Consider the following 26,614-nt stretch of genomic DNA (forward strand, 5'->3'; position numbering starts at 1 on the left):
ATGCTCCCGTCATCATTCTGTAATCTATTGATAATTTTGGTTTTTACCATTCTCGCAACCTCGTTTTACACACTTCTGTCTGGCTGAACAGTTCAGCCTCAAATCGGTCTATCCTTTCGAATTTTCGAGCTGGTTATTTTTTCCCTCAGTCTGCAAAGTAGGCTGTGGCTTATTGCATTCAAATCAGGATTCAGGAGAGAACATGATCACCAATGCCGTTACCTTGGAACAGGGCGTAACCGTAACCCAACTCAAAGGACAAATTTATCTGGTGGCCGCAGATGGCAGCCGGAAGCTGTTGGCTGAAGGTGATGTGCTGCCGAAAGGGGCGGTGATCATGTCGCCGGATGGCGCCAGTTTCATGGGCGGCGGACAGTCGTTCAATGTGCAACCAGCCAGCGAGCAGAGTGAGCCTACCGAAGAGGGGGATGCCCCCCAGCTGGCACAAAACGGTGCTGCAGGCACTCCTGATGATATCAATGCCCTGCAACAGGCGATCCTGGGTGGCGCTGACCCGACCCAGGCCTTTGAAGCCTCTGCAGCAGGCGGAGCACCTGCCGCCGGTGGTGGCGGTATTGGGGGCGTCGCCGGTGCCAGTGGCAACGGCGGTTTTGTCACCATCGACCGTACCGGTTCTGCAACCATTGCTGAAGCCACCTTCGATACCACCTACAACGCCAATGGTGAGCCACTGCTTGAAGCAGTTGGTGAAGATGATCCTCTTTTTACCTCCGCCGACCTTGTCTTGAGTGCAGATGCACAGGTGAATGAAGGTGGGTTTATCACCTTTACTGCGACATTAGATGAACCTGTTTTTGGTTCTGACTTGGTTATTCAGCTGTCAAATGGTGTAGTGATCACCATTCCCGTCGGCCAGAGTTCCGGTTCAGTCACTGTTGCTGCTCCAGCGGACAGCCCTTATGTCGACCCGTCAACGATCACCGTTTCGATTACCGGTACTCAGGGCGGTGGTTTCAACCAGATTATCACTGGACCTTCAACGACTACCCAGATTAACGACACCGTGGACACCACCACGGTGACCCTGAGCGCACCGGCGCAGGTCAACGAAGGTGGGCAGATCACCTACAGCGCCAGTGTCAACAACGCCCCGCAGAGTGACCTGGTGCTGACCCTGTCCAACGGCGCCAGCATCACCATCAAGGCGGGCGAGCTGAGCGGCAGCGTGACGGTCGATGCCCCGAGTGACGACGTTTACAAAGATGGCAGCAGCCTGACGGTGAGCATCACCGGCAGCAGCGGTGGCAACTACGAGCAGCTGGACACCAGCAGCAAGGTGACCACCGAGGTGGCCGACACCGTGGACACCACCACGGTGACCCTGAGCGCACCGGCGCAGGTCAACGAAGGGGGCCAGATCACCTACAGCGCCAGTGTCAACAACGCCCCGCAGAGTGACCTAGTGCTGACCCTGTCCAACGGCGCCAGCATCACCATCAAGGCGGGCGAGCTGAGCGGCAGCGTGACGGTCGATGCCCCGAGTGACGACGTTTACAAAGATGGCAGCAGCCTGACGGTGAGCATCACCGGCAGCAGCGGTGGCAACTACGAGCAGCTGGACACCAGCAGCAAGGTGACCACCGAGGTGGCCGACACCGTGGACACCACCACGGTGACCCTGAGCGCACCGGCGCAGGTCAACGAAGGGGGGCAGATCACCTACAGCGCCAGTGTCAACAATGCCCCGCAGAGTGACCTGGTGCTGACCCTGTCCAACGGCGCCAGCATCACCATCAAGGCGGGCGAGCTGAGCGGCAGCGTGACGGTCGATGCCCCGAGTGACGACGTTTACAAAGATGGCAGCAGCCTGACGGTGAGCATCACCGGCAGCAGCGGTGGCAACTACGAGCAGCTGGACACCAGCAGCAAGGTGACCACCGAGGTGGCCGACACCGTGGACACCACCACGGTGACCCTGAGCGCACCGGCGCAGGTCAACGAAGGGGGCCAGATCACCTACAGCGCCAGTGTCAACAACGCCCCGCAGAGTGACCTGGTGCTGACCCTGTCCAACGGCGCCAGCATCACCATCAAGGCGGGCGAGCTGAGCGGCAGCGTGACGGTCGATGCCCCGAGTGACGACGTTTACAAAGATGGCAGCAGCCTGACGGTGAGCATCACCGGCAGCAGCGGTGGCAACTACGAGCAGCTGGACACCAGCAGCAAGGTGACCACCGAGGTGGCCGACACCGTGGACACCACCACGGTGACCCTGAGCGCACCGGCGCAGGTCAACGAAGGGGGCCAGATCACCTACAGCGCCAGTGTCAACAACGCCCCGCAGAGTGACCTGGTGCTGACCCTGTCCAACGGCGCCAGCATCACCATCAAGGCGGGCGAGCTGAGCGGCAGCGTGACGGTCGATGCCCCGAGTGACGACGTTTACAAAGATGGCAGCAGCCTGACGGTGAGCATCACCGGCAGCAGCGGTGGCAACTACGAGCAGCTGGACACCAGCAGCAAGGTGACCACCGAGGTGGCCGACACCGTGGACACCACCACGGTGACCCTGAGCGCACCGGCGCAGGTCAACGAAGGGGGCCAGATCACCTACAGCGCCAGTGTCAACAACGCCCCGCAGAGTGACCTGGTGCTGACCCTGTCCAACGGCGCCAGCATCACCATCAAGGCGGGCGAGCTGAGCGGCAGCGTGACGGTCGATGCCCCGAGTGACGACGTTTACAAAGATGGCAGCAGCCTGACGGTGAGCATCACCGGCAGCAGCGGTGGCAACTACGAGCAGCTGGACACCAGCAGCAAGGTGACCACCGAGGTGGCCGACACCGTGGACACCACCACGGTGACCCTGAGCGCACCGGCGCAGGTCAACGAAGGGGGCCAGATCACCTACAGCGCCAGTGTCAACAACGCCCCGCAGAGTGACCTGGTGCTGACCCTGTCCAACGGCGCCAGCATCACCATCAAGGCGGGCGAGCTGAGCGGCAGCGTGACGGTCGATGCCCCGAGTGACGACGTTTACAAAGATGGCAGCAGCCTGACGGTGAGCATCACCGGCAGCAGCGGTGGCAACTACGAGCAGCTGGACACCAGCAGCAAGGTGACCACCGAGGTGGCCGACACCGTGGACACCACCACGGTGACCCTGAGCGCACCGGCGCAGGTCAACGAAGGGGGGCAGATCACCTACAGCGCCAGTGTCAACAACGCCCCGCAGAGTGACCTGGTGCTGACCCTGTCCAACGGCGCCAGCATCACCATCAAGGCGGGCGAGCTGAGCGGCAGCGTGACGGTCGATGCCCCGAGTGACGACGTTTACAAAGATGGCAGCAGCCTGACGGTGAGCATCACCGGCAGCAGCGGTGGCAACTACGAGCAGCTGGACACCAGCAGCAAGGTGACCACCGAGGTGGCCGACACCGTGGACACCACCACGGTGACCCTGAGCGCACCGGCGCAGGTCAACGAAGGGGGGCAGATCACCTACAGCGCCAGTGTCAACAACGCCCCGCAGAGTGACCTGGTGCTGACCCTGTCCAACGGCGCCAGCATCACCATCAAGGCGGGCGAGCTGAGCGGCAGCGTGACGGTCGATGCCCCGAGTGACGACGTTTACAAAGATGGCAGCAGCCTGACGGTGAGCATCACCGGCAGCAGCGGTGGCAACTACGAGCAGCTGGACACCAGCAGCAAGGTGACCACCGAGGTGGCCGACACCGTGGACACCACCACGGTGACCCTGAGCGCACCGGCGCAGGTCAACGAAGGGGGGCAGATCACCTACAGCGCCAGTGTCAACAACGCCCCGCAGAGTGACCTGGTGCTGACCCTGTCCAACGGCGCCAGCATCACCATCAAGGCGGGCGAGCTGAGCGGCAGCGTGACGGTCGATGCCCCGAGTGACGACGTTTACAAAGATGGCAGCAGCCTGACGGTGAGCATCACCGGCAGCAGCGGTGGCAACTACGAGCAGCTGGACACCAGCAGCAAGGTGACCACCGAGGTGGCCGACACCGTGGACACCACCACGGTGACCCTGAGCGCACCGGCGCAGGTCAACGAAGGGGGCCAGATCACCTACAGCGCCAGTGTCAACAACGCCCCGCAGAGTGACCTGGTGCTGACCCTGTCCAACGGCGCCAGCATCACCATCAAGGCGGGCGAGCTGAGCGGCAGCGTGACGGTCGATGCCCCGAGTGACGACGTTTACAAAGATGGCAGCAGCCTGACGGTGAGCATCACCGGCAGCAGCGGTGGCAACTACGAGCAGCTGGACACCAGCAGCAAGGTGACCACCGAGGTGGCCGACACCGTGGACACCACCACGGTGACCCTGAGCGCACCGGCGCAGGTCAACGAAGGGGGCCAGATCACCTACAGCGCCAGTGTCAACAACGCCCCGCAGAGTGACCTGGTGCTGACCCTGTCCAACGGCGCCAGCATCACCATCAAGGCGGGCGAGCTGAGCGGCAGCGTGACGGTCGATGCCCCGAGTGACGACGTTTACAAAGATGGCAGCAGCCTGACGGTGAGCATCACCGGCAGCAGCGGTGGCAACTACGAGCAGCTGGACACCAGCAGCAAGGTGACCACCGAGGTGGCCGACACCGTGGACACCACCACGGTGACCCTGAGCGCACCGGCGCAGGTCAACGAAGGGGGCCAGATCACCTACAGCGCCAGTGTCAACAACGCCCCGCAGAGTGACCTGGTGCTGACCCTGTCCAACGGCGCCAGCATCACCATCAAGGCGGGCGAGCTGAGCGGCAGCGTGACGGTCGATGCCCCGAGTGACGACGTTTACAAAGATGGCAGCAGCCTGACGGTGAGCATCACCGGCAGCAGCGGTGGCAACTACGAGCAGCTGGACACCAGCAGCAAGGTGACCACCGAGGTGGCCGACACCGTGGACACCACCACGGTGACCCTGAGCGCACCGGCGCAGGTCAACGAAGGGGGCCAGATCACCTACAGCGCCAGTGTCAACAATGCCCCGCAGAGTGACCTGGTGCTGACCCTGTCCAACGGCGCCAGCATCACCATCAAGGCGGGCGAGCTGAGCGGCAGCGTGACGGTCGATGCCCCGAGTGACGACGTTTACAAAGATGGCAGCAGCCTGACGGTGAGCATCACCGGCAGCAGCGGTGGCAACTACGAGCAGCTGGACACCAGCAGCAAGGTGACCACCGAGGTGGCCGACACCGTGGACACCACCACGGTGACCCTGAGCGCACCGGCGCAGGTCAACGAAGGGGGCCAGATCACCTACAGCGCCAGTGTCAACAATGCCCCGCAGAGTGACCTGGTGCTGACCCTGTCCAACGGCGCCAGCATCACCATCAAGGCGGGCGAGCTGAGCGGCAGCGTGACGGTCGATGCCCCGAGTGACGACGTTTACAAAGATGGCAGCAGCCTGACGGTGAGCATCACCGGCAGCAGCGGTGGCAACTACGAGCAGCTGGACACCAGCAGCAAGGTGACCACCGAGGTGGCCGACACCGTGGACACCACCACGGTGACCCTGAGCGCACCGGCGCAGGTCAACGAAGGTGGCCAGATCACCTACAGCGCCAGTGTCAACAACGCCCCGCAGAGTGACCTGGTGCTGACCCTGTCCAACGGCGCCAGCATCACCATCAAGGCGGGCGAGCTGAGCGGCAGCGTGACGGTCGATGCCCCGAGTGACGACGTTTACAAAGATGGCAGCAGCCTGACGGTGAGCATCACCGGCAGCAGCGGTGGCAACTACGAGCAGCTGGACACCAGCAGCAAGGTGACCACCGAGGTGGCCGACACCGTGGACACCACCACGGTGACCCTGAGCGCACCGGCGCAGGTCAACGAAGGTGGGCAGATCACCTACAGCGCCAGTGTCAACAACGCCCCGCAGAGTGACCTGGTGCTGACCCTGTCCAACGGCGCCAGCATCACCATCAAGGCGGGCGAGCTGAGCGGCAGCGTGACGGTCGATGCCCCGAGTGACGACGTTTACAAAGATGGCAGCAGCCTGACGGTGAGCATCACCGGCAGCAGCGGTGGCAACTACGAGCAGCTGGACACCAGCAGCAAGGTGACCACCGAGGTGGCCGACACCGTGGACACCACCACGGTGACCCTGAGCGCACCGGCGCAGGTCAACGAAGGGGGCCAGATCACCTACAGCGCCAGTGTCAACAACGCCCCGCAGAGTGACCTGGTGCTGACCCTGTCCAACGGCGCCAGCATCACCATCAAGGCGGGCGAGCTGAGCGGCAGCGTGACGGTCGATGCCCCGAGTGACGACGTTTACAAAGATGGCAGCAGCCTGACGGTGAGCATCACCGGCAGCAGCGGTGGCAACTACGAGCAGCTGGACACCAGCAGCAAGGTGACCACCGAGGTGGCCGACACCGTGGACACCACCACGGTGACCCTGAGCGCACCGGCGCAGGTCAACGAAGGGGGCCAGATCACCTACAGCGCCAGTGTCAACAACGCCCCGCAGAGTGACCTGGTGCTGACCCTGTCCAACGGCGCCAGCATCACCATCAAGGCGGGCGAGCTGAGCGGCAGCGTGACGGTCGATGCCCCGAGTGACGACGTTTACAAAGATGGCAGCAGCCTGACGGTGAGCATCACCGGCAGCAGCGGTGGCAACTACGAGCAGCTGGACACCAGCAGCAAGGTGACCACCGAGGTGGCCGACACCGTGGACACCACCACGGTGACCCTGAGCGCACCGGCGCAGGTCAACGAAGGGGGCCAGATCACCTACAGCGCCAGTGTCAACAACGCCCCGCAGAGTGACCTGGTGCTGACCCTGTCCAACGGCGCCAGCATCACCATCAAGGCGGGCGAGCTGAGCGGCAGCGTGACGGTCGATGCCCCGAGTGACGACGTTTACAAAGATGGCAGCAGCCTGACGGTGAGCATCACCGGCAGCAGCGGTGGCAACTACGAGCAGCTGGACACCAGCAGCAAGGTGACCACCGAGGTGGCCGACACCGTGGACACCACCACGGTGACCCTGAGCGCACCGGCGCAGGTCAACGAAGGTGGCCAGATCACCTACAGCGCCAGTGTCAACAACGCCCCGCAGAGTGACCTGGTGCTGACCCTGTCCAACGGCGCCAGCATCACCATCAAGGCGGGCGAGCTGAGCGGCAGCGTGACGGTCGATGCCCCGAGTGACGACGTTTACAAAGATGGCAGCAGCCTGACGGTGAGCATCACCGGCAGCAGCGGTGGCAACTACGAGCAGCTGGACACCAGCAGCAAGGTGACCACCGAGGTGGCCGACACCGTGGACACCACCACGGTGACCCTGAGCGCACCGGCGCAGGTCAACGAAGGGGGGCAGATCACCTACAGCGCCAGTGTCAACAACGCCCCGCAGAGTGACCTGGTGCTGACCCTGTCCAACGGCGCCAGCATCACCATCAAGGCGGGCGAGCTGAGCGGCAGCGTGACGGTCGATGCCCCGAGTGACGACGTTTACAAAGATGGCAGCAGCCTGACGGTGAGCATCACCGGCAGCAGCGGTGGCAACTACGAGCAGCTGGACACCAGCAGCAAGGTGACCACCGAGGTGGCCGACACCGTGGACACCACCACGGTGACCCTGAGCGCACCGGCGCAGGTCAACGAAGGGGGCCAGATCACCTACAGCGCCAGTGTCAACAACGCCCCGCAGAGTGACCTGGTGCTGACCCTGTCCAACGGCGCCAGCATCACCATCAAGGCGGGCGAGCTGAGCGGCAGCGTGACGGTCGATGCCCCGAGTGACGACGTTTACAAAGATGGCAGCAGCCTGACGGTGAGCATCACCGGCAGCAGCGGTGGCAACTACGAGCAGCTGGACACCAGCAGCAAGGTGACCACCGAGGTGGCCGACACCGTGGACACCACCACGGTGACCCTGAGCGCACCGGCGCAGGTCAACGAAGGGGGCCAGATCACCTACAGCGCCAGTGTCAACAACGCCCCGCAGAGTGACCTGGTGCTGACCCTGTCCAACGGCGCCAGCATCACCATCAAGGCGGGCGAGCTGAGCGGCAGCGTGACGGTCGATGCCCCGAGTGACGACGTTTACAAAGATGGCAGCAGCCTGACGGTGAGCATCACCGGCAGCAGCGGTGGCAACTACGAGCAGCTGGACACCAGCAGCAAGGTGACCACCGAGGTGGCCGACACCGTGGACACCACCACGGTGACCCTGAGCGCACCGGCGCAGGTCAACGAAGGGGGCCAGATCACCTACAGCGCCAGTGTCAACAACGCCCCGCAGAGTGACCTGGTGCTGACCCTGTCCAACGGCGCCAGCATCACCATCAAGGCGGGCGAGCTGAGCGGCAGCGTGACGGTCGATGCCCCGAGTGACGACGTTTACAAAGATGGCAGCAGCCTGACGGTGAGCATCACCGGCAGCAGCGGTGGCAACTACGAGCAGCTGGACACCAGCAGCAAGGTGACCACCGAGGTGGCCGACACCGTGGACACCACCACGGTGACCCTGAGCGCACCGGCGCAGGTCAACGAAGGGGGCCAGATCACCTACAGCGCCAGTGTCAACAACGCCCCGCAGAGTGACCTGGTGCTGACCCTGTCCAACGGCGCCAGCATCACCATCAAGGCGGGCGAGCTGAGCGGCAGCGTGACGGTCGATGCCCCGAGTGACGACGTTTACAAAGATGGCAGCAGCCTGACGGTGAGCATCACCGGCAGCAGCGGTGGCAACTACGAGCAGCTGGACACCAGCAGCAAGGTGACCACCGAGGTGGCCGACACCGTGGACACCACCACGGTGACCCTGAGCGCACCGGCGCAGGTCAACGAAGGGGGGCAGATCACCTACAGCGCCAGTGTCAACAACGCCCCGCAGAGTGACCTGGTGCTGACCCTGTCCAACGGCGCCAGCATCACCATCAAGGCGGGCGAGCTGAGCGGCAGCGTGACGGTCGATGCCCCGAGTGACGACGTTTACAAAGATGGCAGCAGCCTGACGGTGAGCATCACCGGCAGCAGCGGTGGCAACTACGAGCAGCTGGACACCAGCAGCAAGGTGACCACCGAGGTGGCCGACACCGTGGACACCACCACGGTGACCCTGAGCGCACCGGCGCAGGTCAACGAAGGGGGCCAGATCACCTACAGCGCCAGTGTCAACAATGCCCCGCAGAGTGACCTGGTGCTGACCCTGTCCAACGGCGCCAGCATCACCATCAAGGCGGGCGAGCTGAGCGGCAGCGTGACGGTCGATGCCCCGAGTGACGACGTTTACAAAGATGGCAGCAGCCTGACGGTGAGCATCACCGGCAGCAGCGGTGGCAACTACGAGCAGCTGGACACCAGCAGCAAGGTGACCACCGAGGTGGCCGACACCGTGGACACCACCACGGTGACCCTGAGCGCACCGGCGCAGGTCAACGAAGGTGGCCAGATCACCTACAGCGCCAGTGTCAACAACGCCCCGCAGAGTGACCTGGTGCTGACCCTGTCCAACGGCGCCAGCATCACCATCAAGGCGGGCGAGCTGAGCGGCAGCGTGACGGTCGATGCCCCGAGTGACGACGTTTACAAAGATGGCAGCAGCCTGACGGTGAGCATCACCGGCAGCAGCGGTGGCAACTACGAGCAGCTGGACACCAGCAGCAAGGTGACCACCGAGGTGGCCGACACCGTGGACACCACCACGGTGACCCTGAGCGCACCGGCGCAGGTCAACGAAGGTGGGCAGATCACCTACAGCGCCAGTGTCAACAACGCCCCGCAGAGTGACCTGGTGCTGACCCTGTCCAACGGCGCCAGCATCACCATCAAGGCGGGCGAGCTGAGCGGCAGCGTGACGGTCGATGCCCCGAGTGACGACGTTTACAAAGATGGCAGCAGCCTGACGGTGAGCATCACCGGCAGCAGCGGTGGCAACTACGAGCAGCTGGACACCAGCAGCAAGGTGACCACCGAGGTGGCCGACACCGTGGACACCACCACGGTGACCCTGAGCGCACCGGCGCAGGTCAACGAAGGGGGCCAGATCACCTACAGCGCCAGTGTCAACAACGCCCCGCAGAGTGACCTGGTGCTGACCCTGTCCAACGGCGCCAGCATCACCATCAAGGCGGGCGAGCTGAGCGGCAGCGTGACGGTCGATGCCCCGAGTGACGACGTTTACAAAGATGGCAGCAGCCTGACGGTGAGCATCACCGGCAGCAGCGGTGGCAACTACGAGCAGCTGGACACCAGCAGCAAGGTGACCACCGAGGTGGCCGACACCGTGGACACCACCACGGTGACCCTGAGCGCACCGGCGCAGGTCAACGAAGGGGGCCAGATCACCTACAGCGCCAGTGTCAACAACGCCCCGCAGAGTGACCTGGTGCTGACCCTGTCCAACGGCGCCAGCATCACCATCAAGGCGGGCGAGCTGAGCGGCAGCGTGACGGTCGATGCCCCGAGTGACGACGTTTACAAAGATGGCAGCAGCCTGACGGTGAGCATCACCGGCAGCAGCGGTGGCAACTACGAGCAGCTGGACACCAGCAGCAAGGTGACCACCGAGGTGGCCGACACCGTGGACACCACCACGGTGACCCTGAGCGCACCGGCGCAGGTCAACGAAGGGGGCCAGATCACCTACAGCGCCAGTGTCAACAACGCCCCGCAGAGTGACCTGGTGCTGACCCTGTCCAACGGCGCCAGCATCACCATCAAGGCGGGCGAGCTGAGCGGCAGCGTGACGGTCGATGCCCCGAGTGACGACGTTTACAAAGATGGCAGCAGCCTGACGGTGAGCATCACCGGCAGCAGCGGTGGCAACTACGAGCAGCTGGACACCAGCAGCAAGGTGACCACCGAGGTGGCCGACACCGTGGACACCACCACGGTGACCCTGAGCGCACCGGCGCAGGTCAACGAAGGTGGCCAGATCACCTACAGCGCCAGTGTCAACAACGCCCCGCAGAGTGACCTGATGCTGACCCTGTCCAACGGCGCCAGCATCACCATCAAGGCGGGCGAGCTGAGCGGCAGCGTGACGGTCGATGCCCCGAGTGACGACGTTTACAAAGATGGCAGCAGCCTGACGGTGAGCATCACCGGCAGCAGCGGTGGCAACTACGAGCAGCTGGACACCAGCAGCAAGGTGACCACCGAGGTGGCCGACACCGTGGACACCACCACGGTGACCCTGAGCGCACCGGCGCAGGTCAACGAAGGTGGGCAGATCACCTACAGCGCCAGTGTCAACAACGCCCCGCAGAGTGACCTGGTGCTGACCCTGTCCAACGGCGCCAGCATCACCATCAAGGCGGGCGAGCTGAGCGGCAGCGTGACGGTCGATGCCCCGAGTGACGACGTTTACAAAGATGGCAGCAGCCTGACGGTGAGCATCACCGGCAGCAGCGGTGGCAACTACGAGCAGCTGGACACCAGCAGCAAGGTGACCACCGAGGTGGCCGACACCGTGGACACCACCACGGTGACCCTGAGCGCACCGGCGCAGGTCAACGAAGGGGGGCAGATCACCTACAGCGCCAGTGTCAACAACGCCCCGCAGAGTGACCTGGTGCTGACCCTGTCCAACGGCGCCAGCATCACCATCAAGGCGGGCGAGCTGAGCGGCAGCGTGACGGTCGATGCCCCGAGTGACGACGTTTACAAAGATGGCAGCAGCCTGACGGTGAGCATCACCGGCAGCAGCGGTGGCAACTACGAGCAGCTGGACACCAGCAGCAAGGTGACCACCGAGGTGGCCGACACCGTGGACACCACCACGGTGACCCTGAGCGCACCGGCGCAGGTCAACGAAGGGGGCCAGATCACCTACAGCGCCAGTGTCAACAACGCCCCGCAGAGTGACCTGGTGCTGACCCTGTCCAACGGCGCCAGCATCACCATCAAGGCGGGCGAGCTGAGCGGCAGCGTGACGGTCGATGCCCCGAGTGACGACGTTTACAAAGATGGCAGCAGCCTGACGGTGAGCATCACCGGCAGCAGCGGTGGCAACTACGAGCAGCTGGACACCAGCAGCAAGGTGACCACCGAGGTGGCCGACACCGTGGACACCACCACGGTGACCCTGAGCGCACCGGCGCAGGTCAACGAAGGGGGCCAGATCACCTACAGCGCCAGTGTCAACAACGCCCCGCAGAGTGACCTGGTGCTGACCCTGTCCAACGGCGCCAGCATCACCATCAAGGCGGGCGAGCTGAGCGGCAGCGTGACGGTCGATGCCCCGAGTGACGACGTTTACAAAGATGGCAGCAGCCTGACGGTGAGCATCACCGGCAGCAGCGGTGGCAACTACGAGCAGCTGGACACCAGCAGCAAGGTGACCACCGAGGTGGCCGACACCGTGGACACCACCACGGTGACCCTGAGCGCACCGGCGCAGGTCAACGAAGGGGGCCAGATCACCTACAGCGCCAGTGTCAACAACGCCCCGCAGAGTGACCTGGTGCTGACCCTGTCCAACGGCGCCAGCATCACCATCAAGGCGGGCGAGCTGAGCGGCAGCGTGACGGTCGATGCCCCGAGTGACGACGTTTACAAAGATGGCAGCAGCCTGACGGTGAGCATCACCGGCAGCAGCGGTGGCAACTACGAGCAGCTGGACACCAGCAGCAAGGTGACCACCGAGGTGGCCGACACCGTGGACACCACCACGGTGACCCTGAGCGCACCGGCGCAGGTCAACGAAGGGGGGCAGATCACCTACAGCGCCAGTGTCAACAACGCCCCGCAGAGTGACCTGGTGCTGTCCCTGTCCAACGGCGCCAGCATCACCATCAAGGCGGGCGAGCTGAGCGGCAGCGTGACGGTCGATGCCCCGAGTGACGACGTTTACAAAGATGGCAGCAGCCTGACGGTGAGCATCACCGGCAGCAGCGGTGGCAACTACGAGCAGCTGGACACCAGCAGCAAGGTGACCACCGAGGTGGCCGACACCGTGGACACCACCACGGTGACCCTGAGCGCACCGGCGCAGGTCAACGAAGGGGGGCAGATCACCTACAGCGCCAGTGTCAACAACGCCCCGCAGAGTGACCTGGTGCTGACCCTGTCCAACGGCGCCAGCATCACCATCAAGGCGGGCGAGCTGAGCGGCAGCGTGACGGTCGATGCCCCGAGTGACGACGTTTACAAAGATGGCAGCAGCCTGACGGTGAGCATCACCGGCAGCAGCGGTGGCAACTACGAGCAGCTGGACACCAGCAGCAAGGTGACCACCGAGGTGGCCGACACCGTGGACACCACCACGGTGACCCTGAGCGCACCGGCGCAGGTCAACGAAGGGGGCCAGATCACCTACAGCGCCAGTGTCAACAACGCCCCGCAGAGTGACCTGGTGCTGACCCTGTCCAACGGCGCCAGCATCACCATCAAGGCGGGCGAGCTGAGCGGCAGCGTGACGGTCGATGCCCCGAGTGACGACGTTTACAAAGATGGCAGCAGCCTGACGGTGAGCATCACCGGCAGCAGCGGTGGCAACTACGAGCAGCTGGACACCAGCAGCAAGGTGACCACCGAGGTGGCCGACACCGTGGACACCACCACGGTGACCCTGAGCGCACCGGCGCAGGTCAACGAAGGGGGCCAGATCACCTACAGCGCCAGTGTCAACAACGCCCCGCAGAGTGACCTGGTGCTGTCCCTGTCCAACGGCGCCAGCATCACCATCAAGGCGGGCGAGCTGAGCGGCAGCGTGACGGTCGATGCCCCGAGTGACGACGTTTACAAAGATGGCAGCAGCCTGACGGTGAGCATCACCGGCAGCAGCGGTGGCAACTACGAGCAGCTGGACACCAGCAGCAAGGTGACCACCGAGGTGGCCGACACCGTGGACACCACCACGGTGACCCTGAGCTCGGCCACCAATGGCCAGACCGTGACCGAGGGCGGCAGCATTGTCTACACCGCCAGCGTCAGCAACCCGGTGACCGGCAGTCCGCTGACCGTAACCCTCTCCAACGGGGTGGTGATCACCATTCCGGTGGGCAGCAGCAGCGCCAACAGCGAGCCGGTGCCGGTGCGGGCCGACGATGCCTATCAGCAGGGTAACGAGACGCTGAGCGTCAGTATCAGCGGTATCAGCGGCGGCAACTACGAGAGCGTGACCACCGCCGGCAGCGTCAGCAACACCGTGGTGGACGACAGCGACGTGACCACCGTGACCCTGCGCGGGCCAGGCAGTGTGGTGGAGGGCGAGGCTACGGCGACCTACACCGTGACCCTGAGCAATGTAGCACCGGTCGGTAGCATAGTGACCCTGAGCTACACCTACACTACTGCCAGTGGTGCTGACATCACCGAGACCACACAGGCGGTTATTGGTGCCGATGGCAAGACGGCAATGTTTAGCATTGCGACGTTGGTTGACTCTACTTATGAAGGAAACGAAATTTTTGAGGTCTCTGTCAGCGGCATTCAAGTGCCTGCAGGTACTTTAGGTTTTGAGAAACTGGATCTGTCAGACGCGAAAATCAAGACGATTATCACTGATGATGCAGACCGTCCAACCCTGGCCGTCAGCAACGCCGGCGACGTAAATGAAGGCAGCAATGCCGTGTTCAACGTCAGCCTGTCCAATGCCACCGAAGCACCGCTGGTCATCAACCTCGGCCTGGTGTACGGCACTGCCGAAGCTGCCGACCTTGGCACCATGACCGTCACTTATGTGGACGGCAATGGTCAGACCCAAACCTTGACTGTGGCCACCAATGGCGATGTGACTGTTCCGGCGGGTGTCACCAACCTGACCGTGACCGTTGCCACGACCCAGGACAGCGTCTACGAAGGCCCTGAAACCTTCAGTCTGAAGGTGACCGAAGCCAATGGCATCACCACCAATGGCGCTGCTGGCGTCAGCGGCAATGCCACCATCAAAGACGATGGTACTGGCCCTGGCCCGACCCCGGACAATGACAAGCCTGCTCTGGCCGTCAGCAACGCCGGCGACGTAAATGAAGGCAGCAATGCTGTGTTCAACGTCAGCCTGTCCAATGCCACCGAAGCACCGCTGGTCATCAACCTCGGCCTGGTGTACGGCACTGCCGAAGCTGCCGACCTTGGCACCATGACCGTCACTTATGTGGACGGCAATGGTCAGACCCAAACCTTGACTGTGGCCACCAATGGCGATGTGACTGTTCCGGCGGGTGTCACCAACCTGACCGTGACCGTTGCCACGACCCAGGACAGCGTCTACGAAGGCCCTGAAACCTTCAGTCTGAAGGTGACCGAAGCCAATGGCATCACCACCAATGGCGCTGCTGGCGTCAGCGGCAATGCCACCATCAAAGACGATGGTACTGGCCCTGGCCCGACCCCGGACAATGACAAGCCTGCTCTGGCCGTCAGCAACGCCGGCGACGTAAATGAAGGCAGCAATGCTGTGTTCAACGTCAGCCTGTCCAATGCCACCGAAGCACCGCTGGTCATCAACCTCGGCCTGGTGTACGGCACTGCCGAAGCTGCCGACCTTGGCACCATGACCGTCACTTATGTGGACGGCAATGGTCAGACCCAAACCTTGACTGTGGCCACCAATGGCGATGTGACTGTTCCGGCGGGTGTCACCAACCTGACCGTGACCGTTGCCACGACCCAGGACAGCGTCTACGAAGGCCCTGAAACCTTCAGTCTGAAGGTGACCGAAGCCAATGGCATCACCACCAATGGCGCTGCTGGCGTCAGCGGCAATGCCACCATCAAAGACGATGGTACTGGCCCTGGCCCGACCCCGGACAATGACAAGCCTGCTCTGGCCGTCAGCAACGCCGGCGACGTAAATGAAGGCAGCAATGCTGTGTTCAACGTCAGCCTGTCCAATGCCACCGAAGCACCGCTGGTCATCAACCTCGGCCTGGTGTACGGCACTGCCGAAGCTGCCGACCTTGGCACCATGACCGTCACTTATGTGGACGGCAATGGTCAGACCCAAACCTTGACTGTGGCCACCAATGGCGATGTGACTGTTCCGGCGGGTGTCACCAACCTGACCGTGACCGTTGCCACGACCCAGGACAGCGTCTACGAAGGCCCTGAAACCTTCAGTCTGAAGGTGACCGAAGCCAATGGCATCACCACCAATGGCGCTGCTGGCGTCAGCGGCAATGCCACCATCAAAGACGATGGTACTGGCCCTGGCCCGACCCCGGACAATGACAAGCCTGCTCTGGCCGTCAGCAACGCCGGCGACGTAAATGAAGGCAGCAATGCTGTGTTCAACGTCAGCCTGTCCAATGCCACCGAAGCACCGCTGGTCATCAACCTCGGCCTGGTGTACGGCACTGCCGAAGCTGCCGACCTTGGCACCATGACCGTCACTTATGTGGACGGCAATGGTCAGACCCAAACCTTGACTGTGGCCACCAATGGCGATGTGACTGTTCCGGCGGGTGTCACCAACCTGACCGTGACCGTTGCCACGACCCAGGACAGCGTCTACGAAGGCCCTGAAACCTTCAGTCTGAAGGTGACCGAAGCCAATGGCATCACCACCAATGGCGCTGCTGGCGTCAGCGGCAATGCCACCATCAAAGACGATGGTACTGGCCCTGGCCCGACCCCGGACAATGACAAGCCTGCTCTGGCCGTCAGCAACGCCGGCGACGTAAATGAAGGCAGCAATGCTGTGTTCAACGTCAGCCTGTCCAATGCCACCGAAGCACCGCTGGTCATCAACCTCGGCCTGGTGTACGGCACTGCCGAAGCTGCCGACCTTGGCACCATGACCGTCACTTATGTGGACGGCAATGGTCAGACCCAAACCTTGACTGTGGCCACCAATGGCGATGTGACTGTTCCGGCGGGTGTCACCAACCTGACCGTGACCGTTGCCACGACCCAGGACAGCGTCTACGAAGGCCCTGAAACCTTCAGTCTGAAGGTGACCGAAGCCAATGGCATCACCACCAATGGCGCTGCTGGCGTCAGCGGCAATGCCACCATCAAAGACGATGGTACTGGCCCTGGCCCGACCCCGGACAATGACAAGCCTGCTCTGGCCGTCAGCAACGCCGGCGACGTAAATGAAGGCAGCAATGCTGTGTTCAACGTCAGCCTGTCCAATGCCACCGAAGCACCGCTGGTCATCAACCTCGGCCTGGTGTACGGCACTGCCGAAGCTGCCGACCTTGGCACCATGACCGTCACTTATGTGGACGGCAATGGTCAGACCCAAACCTTGACTGTGGCCACCAATGGCGATGTGACTGTTCCGGCGGGTGTCACCAACCTGACCGTGACCGTTGCCACGACCCAGGACAGCGTCTACGAAGGCCCTGAAACCTTCAGTCTGAAGGTGACCGAAGCCAATGGCATCACCACCAATGGCGCTGCTGGCGTCAGCGGCAATGCCACCATCAAAGACGATGGTACTGGCCCTGGCCCGACCCCGGACAATGACAAGCCTGCTCTGGCCGTCAGCAACGCCGGCGACGTAAATGAAGGCAGCAATGCTGTGTTCAACGTCAGCCTGTCCAATGCCACCGAAGCACCGCTGGTCATCAACCTCGGCCTGGTGTACGGCACTGCCGAAGCTGCCGACCTTGGCACCATGACCGTCACTTATGTGGACGGCAATGGTCAGACCCAAACCTTGACTGTGGCCACCAATGGCGATGTGACTGTTCCGGCGGGTGTCACCAACCTGACCGTGACCGTTGCCACGACCCAGGACAGCGTCTACGAAGGCCCTGAAACCTTCAGTCTGAAGGTGACCGAAGCCAATGGCATCACCACCAATGGCGCTGCTGGCGTCAGCGGCAATGCCACCATCAAAGACGATGGTACTGGCCCTGGCCCGACCCCGGACAATGACAAGCCTGCTCTGGCCGTCAGCAACGCCGGCGACGTAAATGAAGGCAGCAATGCTGTGTTCAACGTCAGCCTGTCCAATGCCACCGAAGCACCGCTGGTCATCAACCTCGGCCTGGTGTACGGCACTGCCGAAGCTGCCGACCTTGGCACCATGACCGTCACTTATGTGGACGGCAATGGTCAGACCCAAACCTTGACTGTGGCCACCAATGGCGATGTGACTGTTCCGGCGGGTGTCACCAACCTGACCGTGACCGTTGCCACGACCCAGGACAGCGTCTACGAAGGCCCTGAAACCTTCAGTCTGAAGGTGACCGAAGCCAATGGCATCACCACCAATGGCGCTGCTGGCGTCAGCGGCAATGCCACCATCAAAGACGATGGTACTGGCCCTGGCCCGACCCCGGACAATGACAAGCCTGCTCTGGCCGTCAGCAACGCCGGCGACGTAAATGAAGGCAGCAATGCTGTGTTCAACGTCAGCCTGTCCAATGCCACCGAAGCACCGCTGGTCATCAACCTCGGCCTGGTGTACGGCACTGCCGAAGCTGCCGACCTTGGCACCATGACCGTCACTTATGTGGACGGCAATGGTCAGACCCAAACCTTGACTGTGGCCACCAATGGCGATGTGACTGTTCCGGCGGGTGTCACCAACCTGACCGTGACCGTTGCCACGACCCAGGACAGCGTCTACGAAGGCCCTGAAACCTTCAGTCTGAAGGTGACCGAAGCCAATGGCATCACCACCAATGGCGCTGCTGGCGTCAGCGGCACGGCCACCATCACCGACAACGACAGTGCACCGAAGGTGGCGACCATCGTGGGTGACACTGTGGTGGAAGGGAATGCCAACAGCTTTGCGGTGGGGTTGACCAACACCTCGAGCACCCCGACCACGCTGACGCTGACCCTGGCCAGCGGCACGGCCACCAAGGGGGCTGACTTCAGCGGCACCCAGGTGACCGTCACTATCGGCGGGGTAGATCAGGTTGTGAACGTCAATGCAGACGGCACCTTCAACGTGACGGTACCGGCCAACACCGGCAGCTTCAGCGTCAAGGTGAGCACCGTGAATGACACCGTGTTCGAGGCGAGCGAGAACTACACCCTGAGCGGTGCAGGCACCAGCAGCACCGTGACCGGCACGGCCACCATCACCGACAACGACAGTGCACCGAAGGTGGCGACCATCGTGGGTGACACTGTGGTGGAAGGGAATGCCAACAGCTTTGCGGTGGGGTTGACCAACACCTCGAGCACCCCGACCACGCTGACGCTGACCCTGGCCAGCGGCACGGCCACCAAGGGGGCTGACTTCAGCGGCACCCAGGTGACCGTCACTATCGGCGGGGTAGATCAGGTTGTGAACGTCAATGCAGACGGCACCTTCAACGTGACGGTACCGGCCAACACCGGCAGCTTCAGCGTCAAGGTGAGCACCGTGAATGACACCGTGTTCGAGGCGAGCGAGAACTACACCCTGAGCGGTGCAGGCACCAGCAGCACCGTGACCGGCACGGCCACCATCACCGACAACGACAGTGCACCGAAGGTGGCGACCATCGTGGGTGACACTGTGGTGGAAGGGAATGCCAACAGCTTTGCGGTGGGGCTGACCAACACCTCGAGCACCCCGACCACGCTGACGCTGACCCTGGCCAGCGGCACGGCTACCAAGGGGGCCGACTTCAGCGGCACCCAGGTGACCGTCACTATCGGCGGGGTAGATCAGGTTGTGAACGTCAATGCAGACGGCACCTTCAACGTGACGGTACCGGCCAACACCGGCAGCTTCAGCGTCAAGGTGAGCACCGTGAATGACACCGTGTTCGAGGCGAGCGAGAACTACACCCTGAGCGGTGCAGGCACCAGCAGCACCGTGACCGGCACGGCCACCATCACCGACAACGACGCTCCTCCTACCGTGGTGATCAATAAACCTGCGGTGGTGTCCGAAGAGGGGCTGGCCAACGGGTTGGCTGATAACGCAGGTAATACAGATACCACCAATGCGACCATCGCCAGCGGCACTATTACTGTGGGGGATGTCGATAGCAGTAGTGTGACGGTCAGCCTCTCAGGTCCATCCGGACTCAAGTCCGGCGGTCTGGATGTGAAGTGGAACTGGGATGCATCAGGCAAAGTGTTGACCGGGTATACCGGTACCTTGGGTGGTGCGGACTACAAGGCTGTGCTTGATGTCAAGCTGACTTCACCAGCAGGTAGTACCAAAGGAGATTGGGGTTATGACGTTACTCTGAAAGGCGCCCTCGATCATCCGGTGACTACTGCCGAGGACACGCTGAGTCTCAACATCGGAGTCTCTGTTTCTGATGGTCAGAGTACTACGATTGGTTCGCTGTCCATCACTGTGGAGGACGATGCCCCCATCGCTGGCGATGCTGCCGCGGTTTCGCTGGTGAAAACCAGTATTCCTGATGTATTGACCGGCAAGTTCAGCATGACCGGCTATAGCGGGAATAGCACCAGCATTGATGGTGGCAAGTTCACCATCACGGCTAAAGGTTTCCTCTCTTCAACATCTACTGCTCTGACTGATGCGCTGGTTAATGGCTCGAGCGAAGGCATTGGTGTCAAGAGCTCGACAGCCCCTTACCACAATATTGAGAACGAGGTCGATTTCCGCAAACTGGCCGACGGCTCAGGGGTATCTGAAGAGCTGGTGATAAAACTGGATGCCGGCACAGTGGCATACGGTGCCAAGATCGAGTTCAGCAAGATGTTCGGTGGTGAGCTGGAGAGCGGCGTGGTCGAGTTCTACCGTGATGGAGTTCTGATCTCAACACTTCCCTTTAGGTCGGATGCGGCGGGGGGAGAGTACAACCAGAACTTCCAAGTGCAGCAGGGTGGTTTTGACACCATGGTGATCAAAGCAACCGATAACGGCAATTCGTTCAACGTCAAGGACAACAGCGACTTTACCGTCAAGTCTATCGAGTTCCTTGGCTCCTCTACTCCGCAGGCGATTGCCTATGGCTCGGGGACAGTGGGACCGCAATGGGGAGCTGATGGTAAAGGGCGTCTGGAGCTGGTTACCGGCACCGTTGAAACGGGTCTGAAAACGGCTGCAGGTCTGGCAATTACCATTACCGCGGAAGGTGCCAACAGCATGGTTGGCAAGGCCAGTGATGGCAGCTTGATCTTCAAGATGCAATTCACGCCTGCAACGGGCAAGTGGGAATTCTTCCAGTATGCAGAGATGCAGCGTCCGGTTGGTGATGGCGACATCGACTTCACCTTCAAGGCCTATGATCGGGACGGTGACGGCTCGCAAGGCAGCTTTGCTGTCAACCCGCTGGCGCGCCCTGATGTAACCGGCGTATCGAGTGCCACTGTGGTTGAAGGGGCTACCTTGCAGCATGTTGTGACCTTGAGTGGTGCGACTAATGTAGCGACTGAGTACAGCCTCTCAATCGCGGGCAGTGGTACTCATGCTGCCTCTAACTCTGACTGGGGAACTCTGCAGTTCAGTCACGGTGTTACCTATAACAGCAGCACAGGCAAAATCTCAGTACCAGCCGGTGTGACGAGCTTTACCGTGTCAGTGCCGACAGTGAATGACAAGCTGGTAGAACAGACTGAAACCTTGACTCTGACAGTAGGTGGTGCGACCGGAGCCGGAACGATTACTGATAACGATCTCTCTGTGCGACTGGGCAATGGTCTGGTTGATGAGGATGGTTTGTCTGGCGGAAATGCACACTTGCCTGAGCCTGTGGGTATGCCTGCTAGCGGCCCGCTTTCTGTGACTCAGTCGCTGCAGGTGACTGATGGCAGTGGTGGCAATGTCTCTGGCGTACAACTCAAACTTGTTGGCATTACGGGTCTGAGCGGGGTGACGGGTATTGATGGTCAGCCGGTCAATGTTGTTCAGGATGGCGCCGGGCTCAAAGGGTACTTTGGTAACAACCCCGCCAATGCAGCCTTTACCGTGACGGTGGATAACAGTGCCAATCCACCGAGCTACACCTTTACTCTGCTCAAGCCGCTTAGCCATACAGTAGATGGCCAGAGCACAGTGTTGACCAGCCAGGACGAATTGCGCTTTACCGTCAACTATGAGGTAAGCAAGTCTGGAGCTGAGACTGCGACTGGCTCGTTTGACTTGGCTGTGCGTGACGATGTACCGGTTGCTGGCCCGATCTTCCATGCCGTGGAGTCAGAAACCAAAGTTGGTGCCAACGTACAGCTGGTTTTGGATGTTTCCGGTTCTATGGGCTTTGCAGCCGGTAATGGAAAGACTCGCTTGGAAGTTATGAAAGAATCTGCCAACCAGTTGCTGGATCAATATCTGGCGCAAGGGCAAACCCGGGTGCAGTTGGTATTGTTCAGTTCTGAAGCACGTATTGTGAATCAGGGAACAAGTGGCAGCCCCATCTACTGGATGACTGTTGAGCAGGCCAAAGGATGGATTAATGGCTTGACTGCAAATGGTGGAACGGATTACGACGACGCCATTAAATGGGCTGAGAGTTTTTGGAGTGGCAATAGTAATGCAAGACCATTAACCGGAGCTTCCAACGTAAGCTATTTCCTCTCTGATGGTGTACCGGAAGGTAGCGATGGCAGCAATCCCAACACCATTGAGGCGAGTGAACTTGCTGCGTGGACGAAACATCTGCAAAACAATAAGGTGACTGCGCTTGCATACGGCATGGGGAACAGTGTGCCAGCTGGCGAGCTGGACAAAGTTGCATTTGATGGTTACTTGAATGTGGATGGCAATGCGGTAATTGTCCCGGACGTGACCAAGTTGCCACCCATTCTGTTGCAATCTGTGGTGCAGCCGATAGGCGGTAATTTGTTGAGCGGTGTTGAGGGATATGGAGTTGGTGCTGATGGTGGTTTTGTTGGCCAACTTACGATCCGCGGCGTGACGTATAACTTTGACGGCAACACCGTTACTACTGCAGGCAGTTCGAGCGCGCTCAGCCATAGCTTTGATGCAGCAACCAAAACGCTGACTATCTACATCGATAACAAGCATTCGCTGATTGTCGATCTTGATAACGGTAGTTATCAGTTCTTTGGTGCTGCAGTGTCGCCCTCGGTCAAGCTTGATTTCGGTTACACCTTGAAAGATCTCGATGGTGACACCAGTGCAAGCACGCTGACCTTTGTTGTGGGTTATGACATCAAGTCAACGGGCGATATGATCGACTCTGTACAGATGTATGACCCCACAGCCAGTAATCAGAAAGTGCAATGGTCGACATCCGGAACTGGCACCCCGATCGACAAGACGCTGCAGCACGTTGAAAACGGCATAGTTGTCGATGTGGGTGTCGGTGGCGACAAGGTCTACCTGGGTAAGGGTAACGATATTATCTATCTGGGAGACAGTCATGTATCCGGTTTCGATAGCAATTCCCAGCAGAAACAGGATGCAGCAGAGCTTGCCGTGGATAACTTCAGCCGTGGAGCAGATTCGCTTCTGCTGCAAGACCCCAACAATGAAAACAGCGACCTGAAAATCACTGCAAACAGCAATGCCTATCTGGATATTGCTCATGGTGGTGGTGGTGATGACCGCATCTATGGTCAAAATGGCTCTGATGTCATTTTTGGTGGTTCGGGTAACGACCATCTCTACGGTGGTGACGGTAAAGATGCGCTGCGTGGAGGGAGTGGAAGCGATGTGCTGGATGGTGGAGCTGGTAATGACTATCTGATCGGTGGTTTGGGTAATGACATCCTGATTGGTGGGGAAGGGGCTGATACCTTTGTCTGGAACAAGGGAGATACAGTATCCGGCTCCCTGACCAAGGATTACATCATGGACTTCAACAAGGGGTCAGGCACCATCAACCGTTTGGAAGGAGATAAGCTGGATCTGAGCGATCTGCTGGATCACGATGGTTCTCACAGTACGACTGATCTGAAGAGTCTGCTCTCGGTGTTCCAGGACAATGAAGGGGTGCACCTGCAAGTCAAGGAGAGCAGTACTGCGCCGGTGACTCAGGAGATTGTGTTGATGAACCATACCTTCGACAGTCTGACGGGCGGTTCTGGCACCACGGCCAACCAGGTGATCGATTACATGTTGACCAACAACATGCTCGATATCGACAAGTAAGCCCAACTCGGGGCAGTAAAAAGCGGCAGAGCAATCTGCCGCTTTTTTTATCTTTGCAGGGAAGAGAAATCAGTTGCCGAGGGTGGCAAACAGGCTCTGCTCCAGGGTACCGCGGGAGACACAGACCGGCTTGATGGACGGGGCCGGTACGCGCTCGCCTGAGGATTCAACGAAGAACAGCTCTGTGTTGCCCTTGACGTTGACGGTGGCCACGCTGCTGTTGCCGCTCTGGGTGATGATCAGGTTGATCTGTAGGTTCGGGTTGCCCAGTGCAACTTTGGAACCCATGGTACCGCAGTCCAGCCACTCCAGCCCGTCGGCTGACTGGTTGACGTTGGCGGTCATCAGGCCGGAGCCACGCTGGCTGTTTTCGATGGTGAGGCCGTGATCGGTGAACCACTTCTCGGCGCGAGCCCACACCAGATCCACCGGGATCGCCATCTCCTGGGTATTGTTGGTTGCCTTGGCAATTGGCGGGTTGTAGCGATACTCCTCACCGCCGTTATTGTCACCAGCACAACCAACCAGCAGCAGCGCCAATGCGCTCCCCATAATCTTTTTCATCTTGTTTCTCTCGTCCATATCACCAGGCCATTGGCCAACCGGCGCCTATTATCGCCGGAGCGACAATCTCTGTCAGCAACCATCCAGCGTTCGGTGTTATGGGGAGGTGATCGGGGTGCTTTACAAAATTGGTTTGCTATCATAGATTTGCTCGAAATTCCTCCATAAGCGCCCCTGTGACCAACATGCTCACCCCGGATCTGCTGCAGCAGATCATCGACCAATTGCCAATGAGTATCTTCTGTCGAGATAGTCATGGGCGTTACCTGTTCGCCAATCGTGAGTTCGCCCGTGAAGCCAAGCTGGAGTCGCCTGCCGAGGTAGTCGGCAAGACAGATGCAGAGATGCCCTGGGGCGATCTCTTTCGCAGTGAGGATGAGCAGCTGCTTGCCGGAGGCGTGCCGATGCTGTATCAGCAGCTCCATTGCAACCGGGGTGGTGATACCTGCTGGATGGAGGTGCACAAGGTGCCTCTTTACACCCCGCAGGGGGAAGCGTGCGCAGTATTCGGGGTGGTTAATGAGATTGCCCAGCGCAAGAGCCTGGAACAGACGGTCAAAAAGCAGCAGTTGTTGCAGCGTTTTCTGCTCGATGCTATTCCTGACCTGATCCGTTTCGATGATCACAACGGGGTGTTGCTGGAGTGCAATCAGGCGTTTCTCGACTTTATCGGCCAGGGGGCGGATGAGGTGCTGGGTCAGCAACTGCCGTTCCGGCTGGCGGCGCCGCAGGGGATGGGTCATGGCGAGTGTTGTCTGCTGGATGCCAGCGGGCAGGGTCGACACATGGAGATCACCCGGGTCGATGTCCCCGATGGTGATGGCCACTCCCTCGGGATCCTGACGCTGGGGCGTGACATCACCGGCCTGCGCACCACTCAGGCGCAGTTGCAGCAGGAGCAGCACTACGACAGTCTGACCGGACTGCTCAAACTCTCCCGATTCTTGCAGACCAGCCGCCATCTTGGGGGACGCAGTGCCACGCTGGTGCTGGTTGATCTGCACCATTTTCGTGAAATCAACGATCGCTTCGGGATCCGGATTGCCGATCGACTGCTGAGCCAGGTGGCCAAGCGGTTGCAGCAGCTGGTGCCGCCGCGTTCTCTGCTCTGTCGGGTCGCTGCCGATGACTTCAGCCTGTTGTTGCCGGATTTCAATGAGCCATTGCAGGGGTGGAGCCAGCATCTGCAGCAGCAGTTGATGGAGCATTATCAGGTGGAAGATCACCGCATCCAGATCCCGGTGTTTCTCGGGCTGGCCCAGGGGAGGGCAAGCGATGCCGAGCGGTTGCTCAGTCATGCCGAGGCTGCGCTGGCGCAGGGAAAACGGCAGCAGCAGTACTGCACCCTGTTTGATCCCGAGCTGCATGCCCGGCTCAAGCGGCGTCAGCTGATCGCCGCCCAGTTGCCGCTCGCCATCAAGTCCGCCCAGCTGGTTGCCGTCTATCAGCCGATCATCTGTACCCGCACTCACCGGCTGCACGGCGCCGAGCTGCTCTGTCGCTGGCCCCATCCCGAGCTTGGGATGATCTCCCCCGACGAATTCATTCCGTTGGCGGAAGAGATGGGGATCATCGGTCAGCTTGGTCAGCTGATGCTGGAACAGGGCTGTGCCCAGCTGGCGCAGTGGCAAACTGCGCAGCCGGATATGGTGCTATCCATCAATCTCTCGCCGCTGCAGTTTCGTGATCCGGCGCTCTGTGAGCGGGTCTCTGCCTGCATCGCTCGCCATGGTCTCAAGGCCAGTCAGCTGGAGCTGGAGATCACTGAAGGGGTACTGATGGAGAATGCCGACGAGATTGAGACCAACCTCGACAATCTGATCGCCGCTGGTTTTCAGCTGGCCATCGACGACTTTGGTACCGGTTACTGTTCGCTGGCCTATCTGCCGCGGTTGCAGGTGGCGACCCTCAAGCTGGATCGCAGCTTCACTCAGGGGTTGGCCAGTAATAGCGCGACCACCGCTATCGTGCGTTCGGTCATCGGATTGGGCCATGAGCTTGGGATACGGATCACCGCCGAAGGGGTAGAGACACCCGAGCAGCAGCTGTGGCTGACCGAGGCGGGGTGTGATCGGCTTCAGGGCTATCTGTTCAGTCGTCCCCTGCCGCCGGCGGAGTTTGCTGCCAGCTATCTGGTGTGAGAGATCGTCAGAAACAACAAGGCCACCGCAA

The 26,614-nt window shown here is 60.9% G+C and carries 3 protein-coding genes; 2 read left to right on the forward strand and 1 reads right to left on the reverse strand.

Features of this window, described 5'->3' with window-relative positions; translation table 11 throughout:
* Positions 1-202 precede the first annotated feature (202 nt).
* Positions 203-23,878, forward strand: a complete 23,676-nt coding sequence (locus tag I6L41_RS00065) for a retention module-containing protein (RefSeq protein WP_216961095.1) — start codon at positions 203-205, stop codon at positions 23,876-23,878.
* A 69-nt stretch (positions 23,879-23,947) separates the two neighbouring features.
* On the opposite strand, the gene I6L41_RS00070 is transcribed toward I6L41_RS00065, so the two are convergent.
* Positions 23,948-24,442 carry a hypothetical protein gene (locus I6L41_RS00070; RefSeq protein WP_005335330.1) on the reverse strand — a complete coding sequence of 165 codons (495 nt, stop codon included), beginning with the start codon at positions 24,440-24,442 and terminating at the stop codon, positions 23,948-23,950.
* A 185-nt stretch (positions 24,443-24,627) separates the two neighbouring features.
* Between I6L41_RS00070 and I6L41_RS00075 the strand changes: the two genes are divergently transcribed.
* Positions 24,628-26,583, forward strand: a complete 1,956-nt coding sequence (locus tag I6L41_RS00075) for an EAL domain-containing protein (protein WP_162518413.1) — start codon at positions 24,628-24,630, stop codon at positions 26,581-26,583.
* The last annotated feature ends 31 nt before the right edge of the window (positions 26,584-26,614 follow it).

Source organism: Aeromonas sp. FDAARGOS 1411 (genome assembly GCF_019047125.1).
Classification (GTDB): Bacteria; Pseudomonadota; Gammaproteobacteria; order Enterobacterales; family Aeromonadaceae; genus Aeromonas; species Aeromonas veronii.

Bases quoted from the DNA above. Each gene is read 5' to 3' on its own strand.
- I6L41_RS00070 (WP_005335330.1), bottom strand. From the start codon at position 24,442: ATGAAAAAGATTATGGGGAGCGCATTGGCGCTGCTGCTGGTTGGTTGT.
- I6L41_RS00075 (WP_162518413.1), top strand. From the start codon at position 24,628: ATGCTCACCCCGGATCTGCTGCAGCAGATCATCGACCAATTGCCAATG.
- I6L41_RS00065 (WP_216961095.1), top strand. From the start codon at position 203: ATGATCACCAATGCCGTTACCTTGGAACAGGGCGTAACCGTAACCCAA.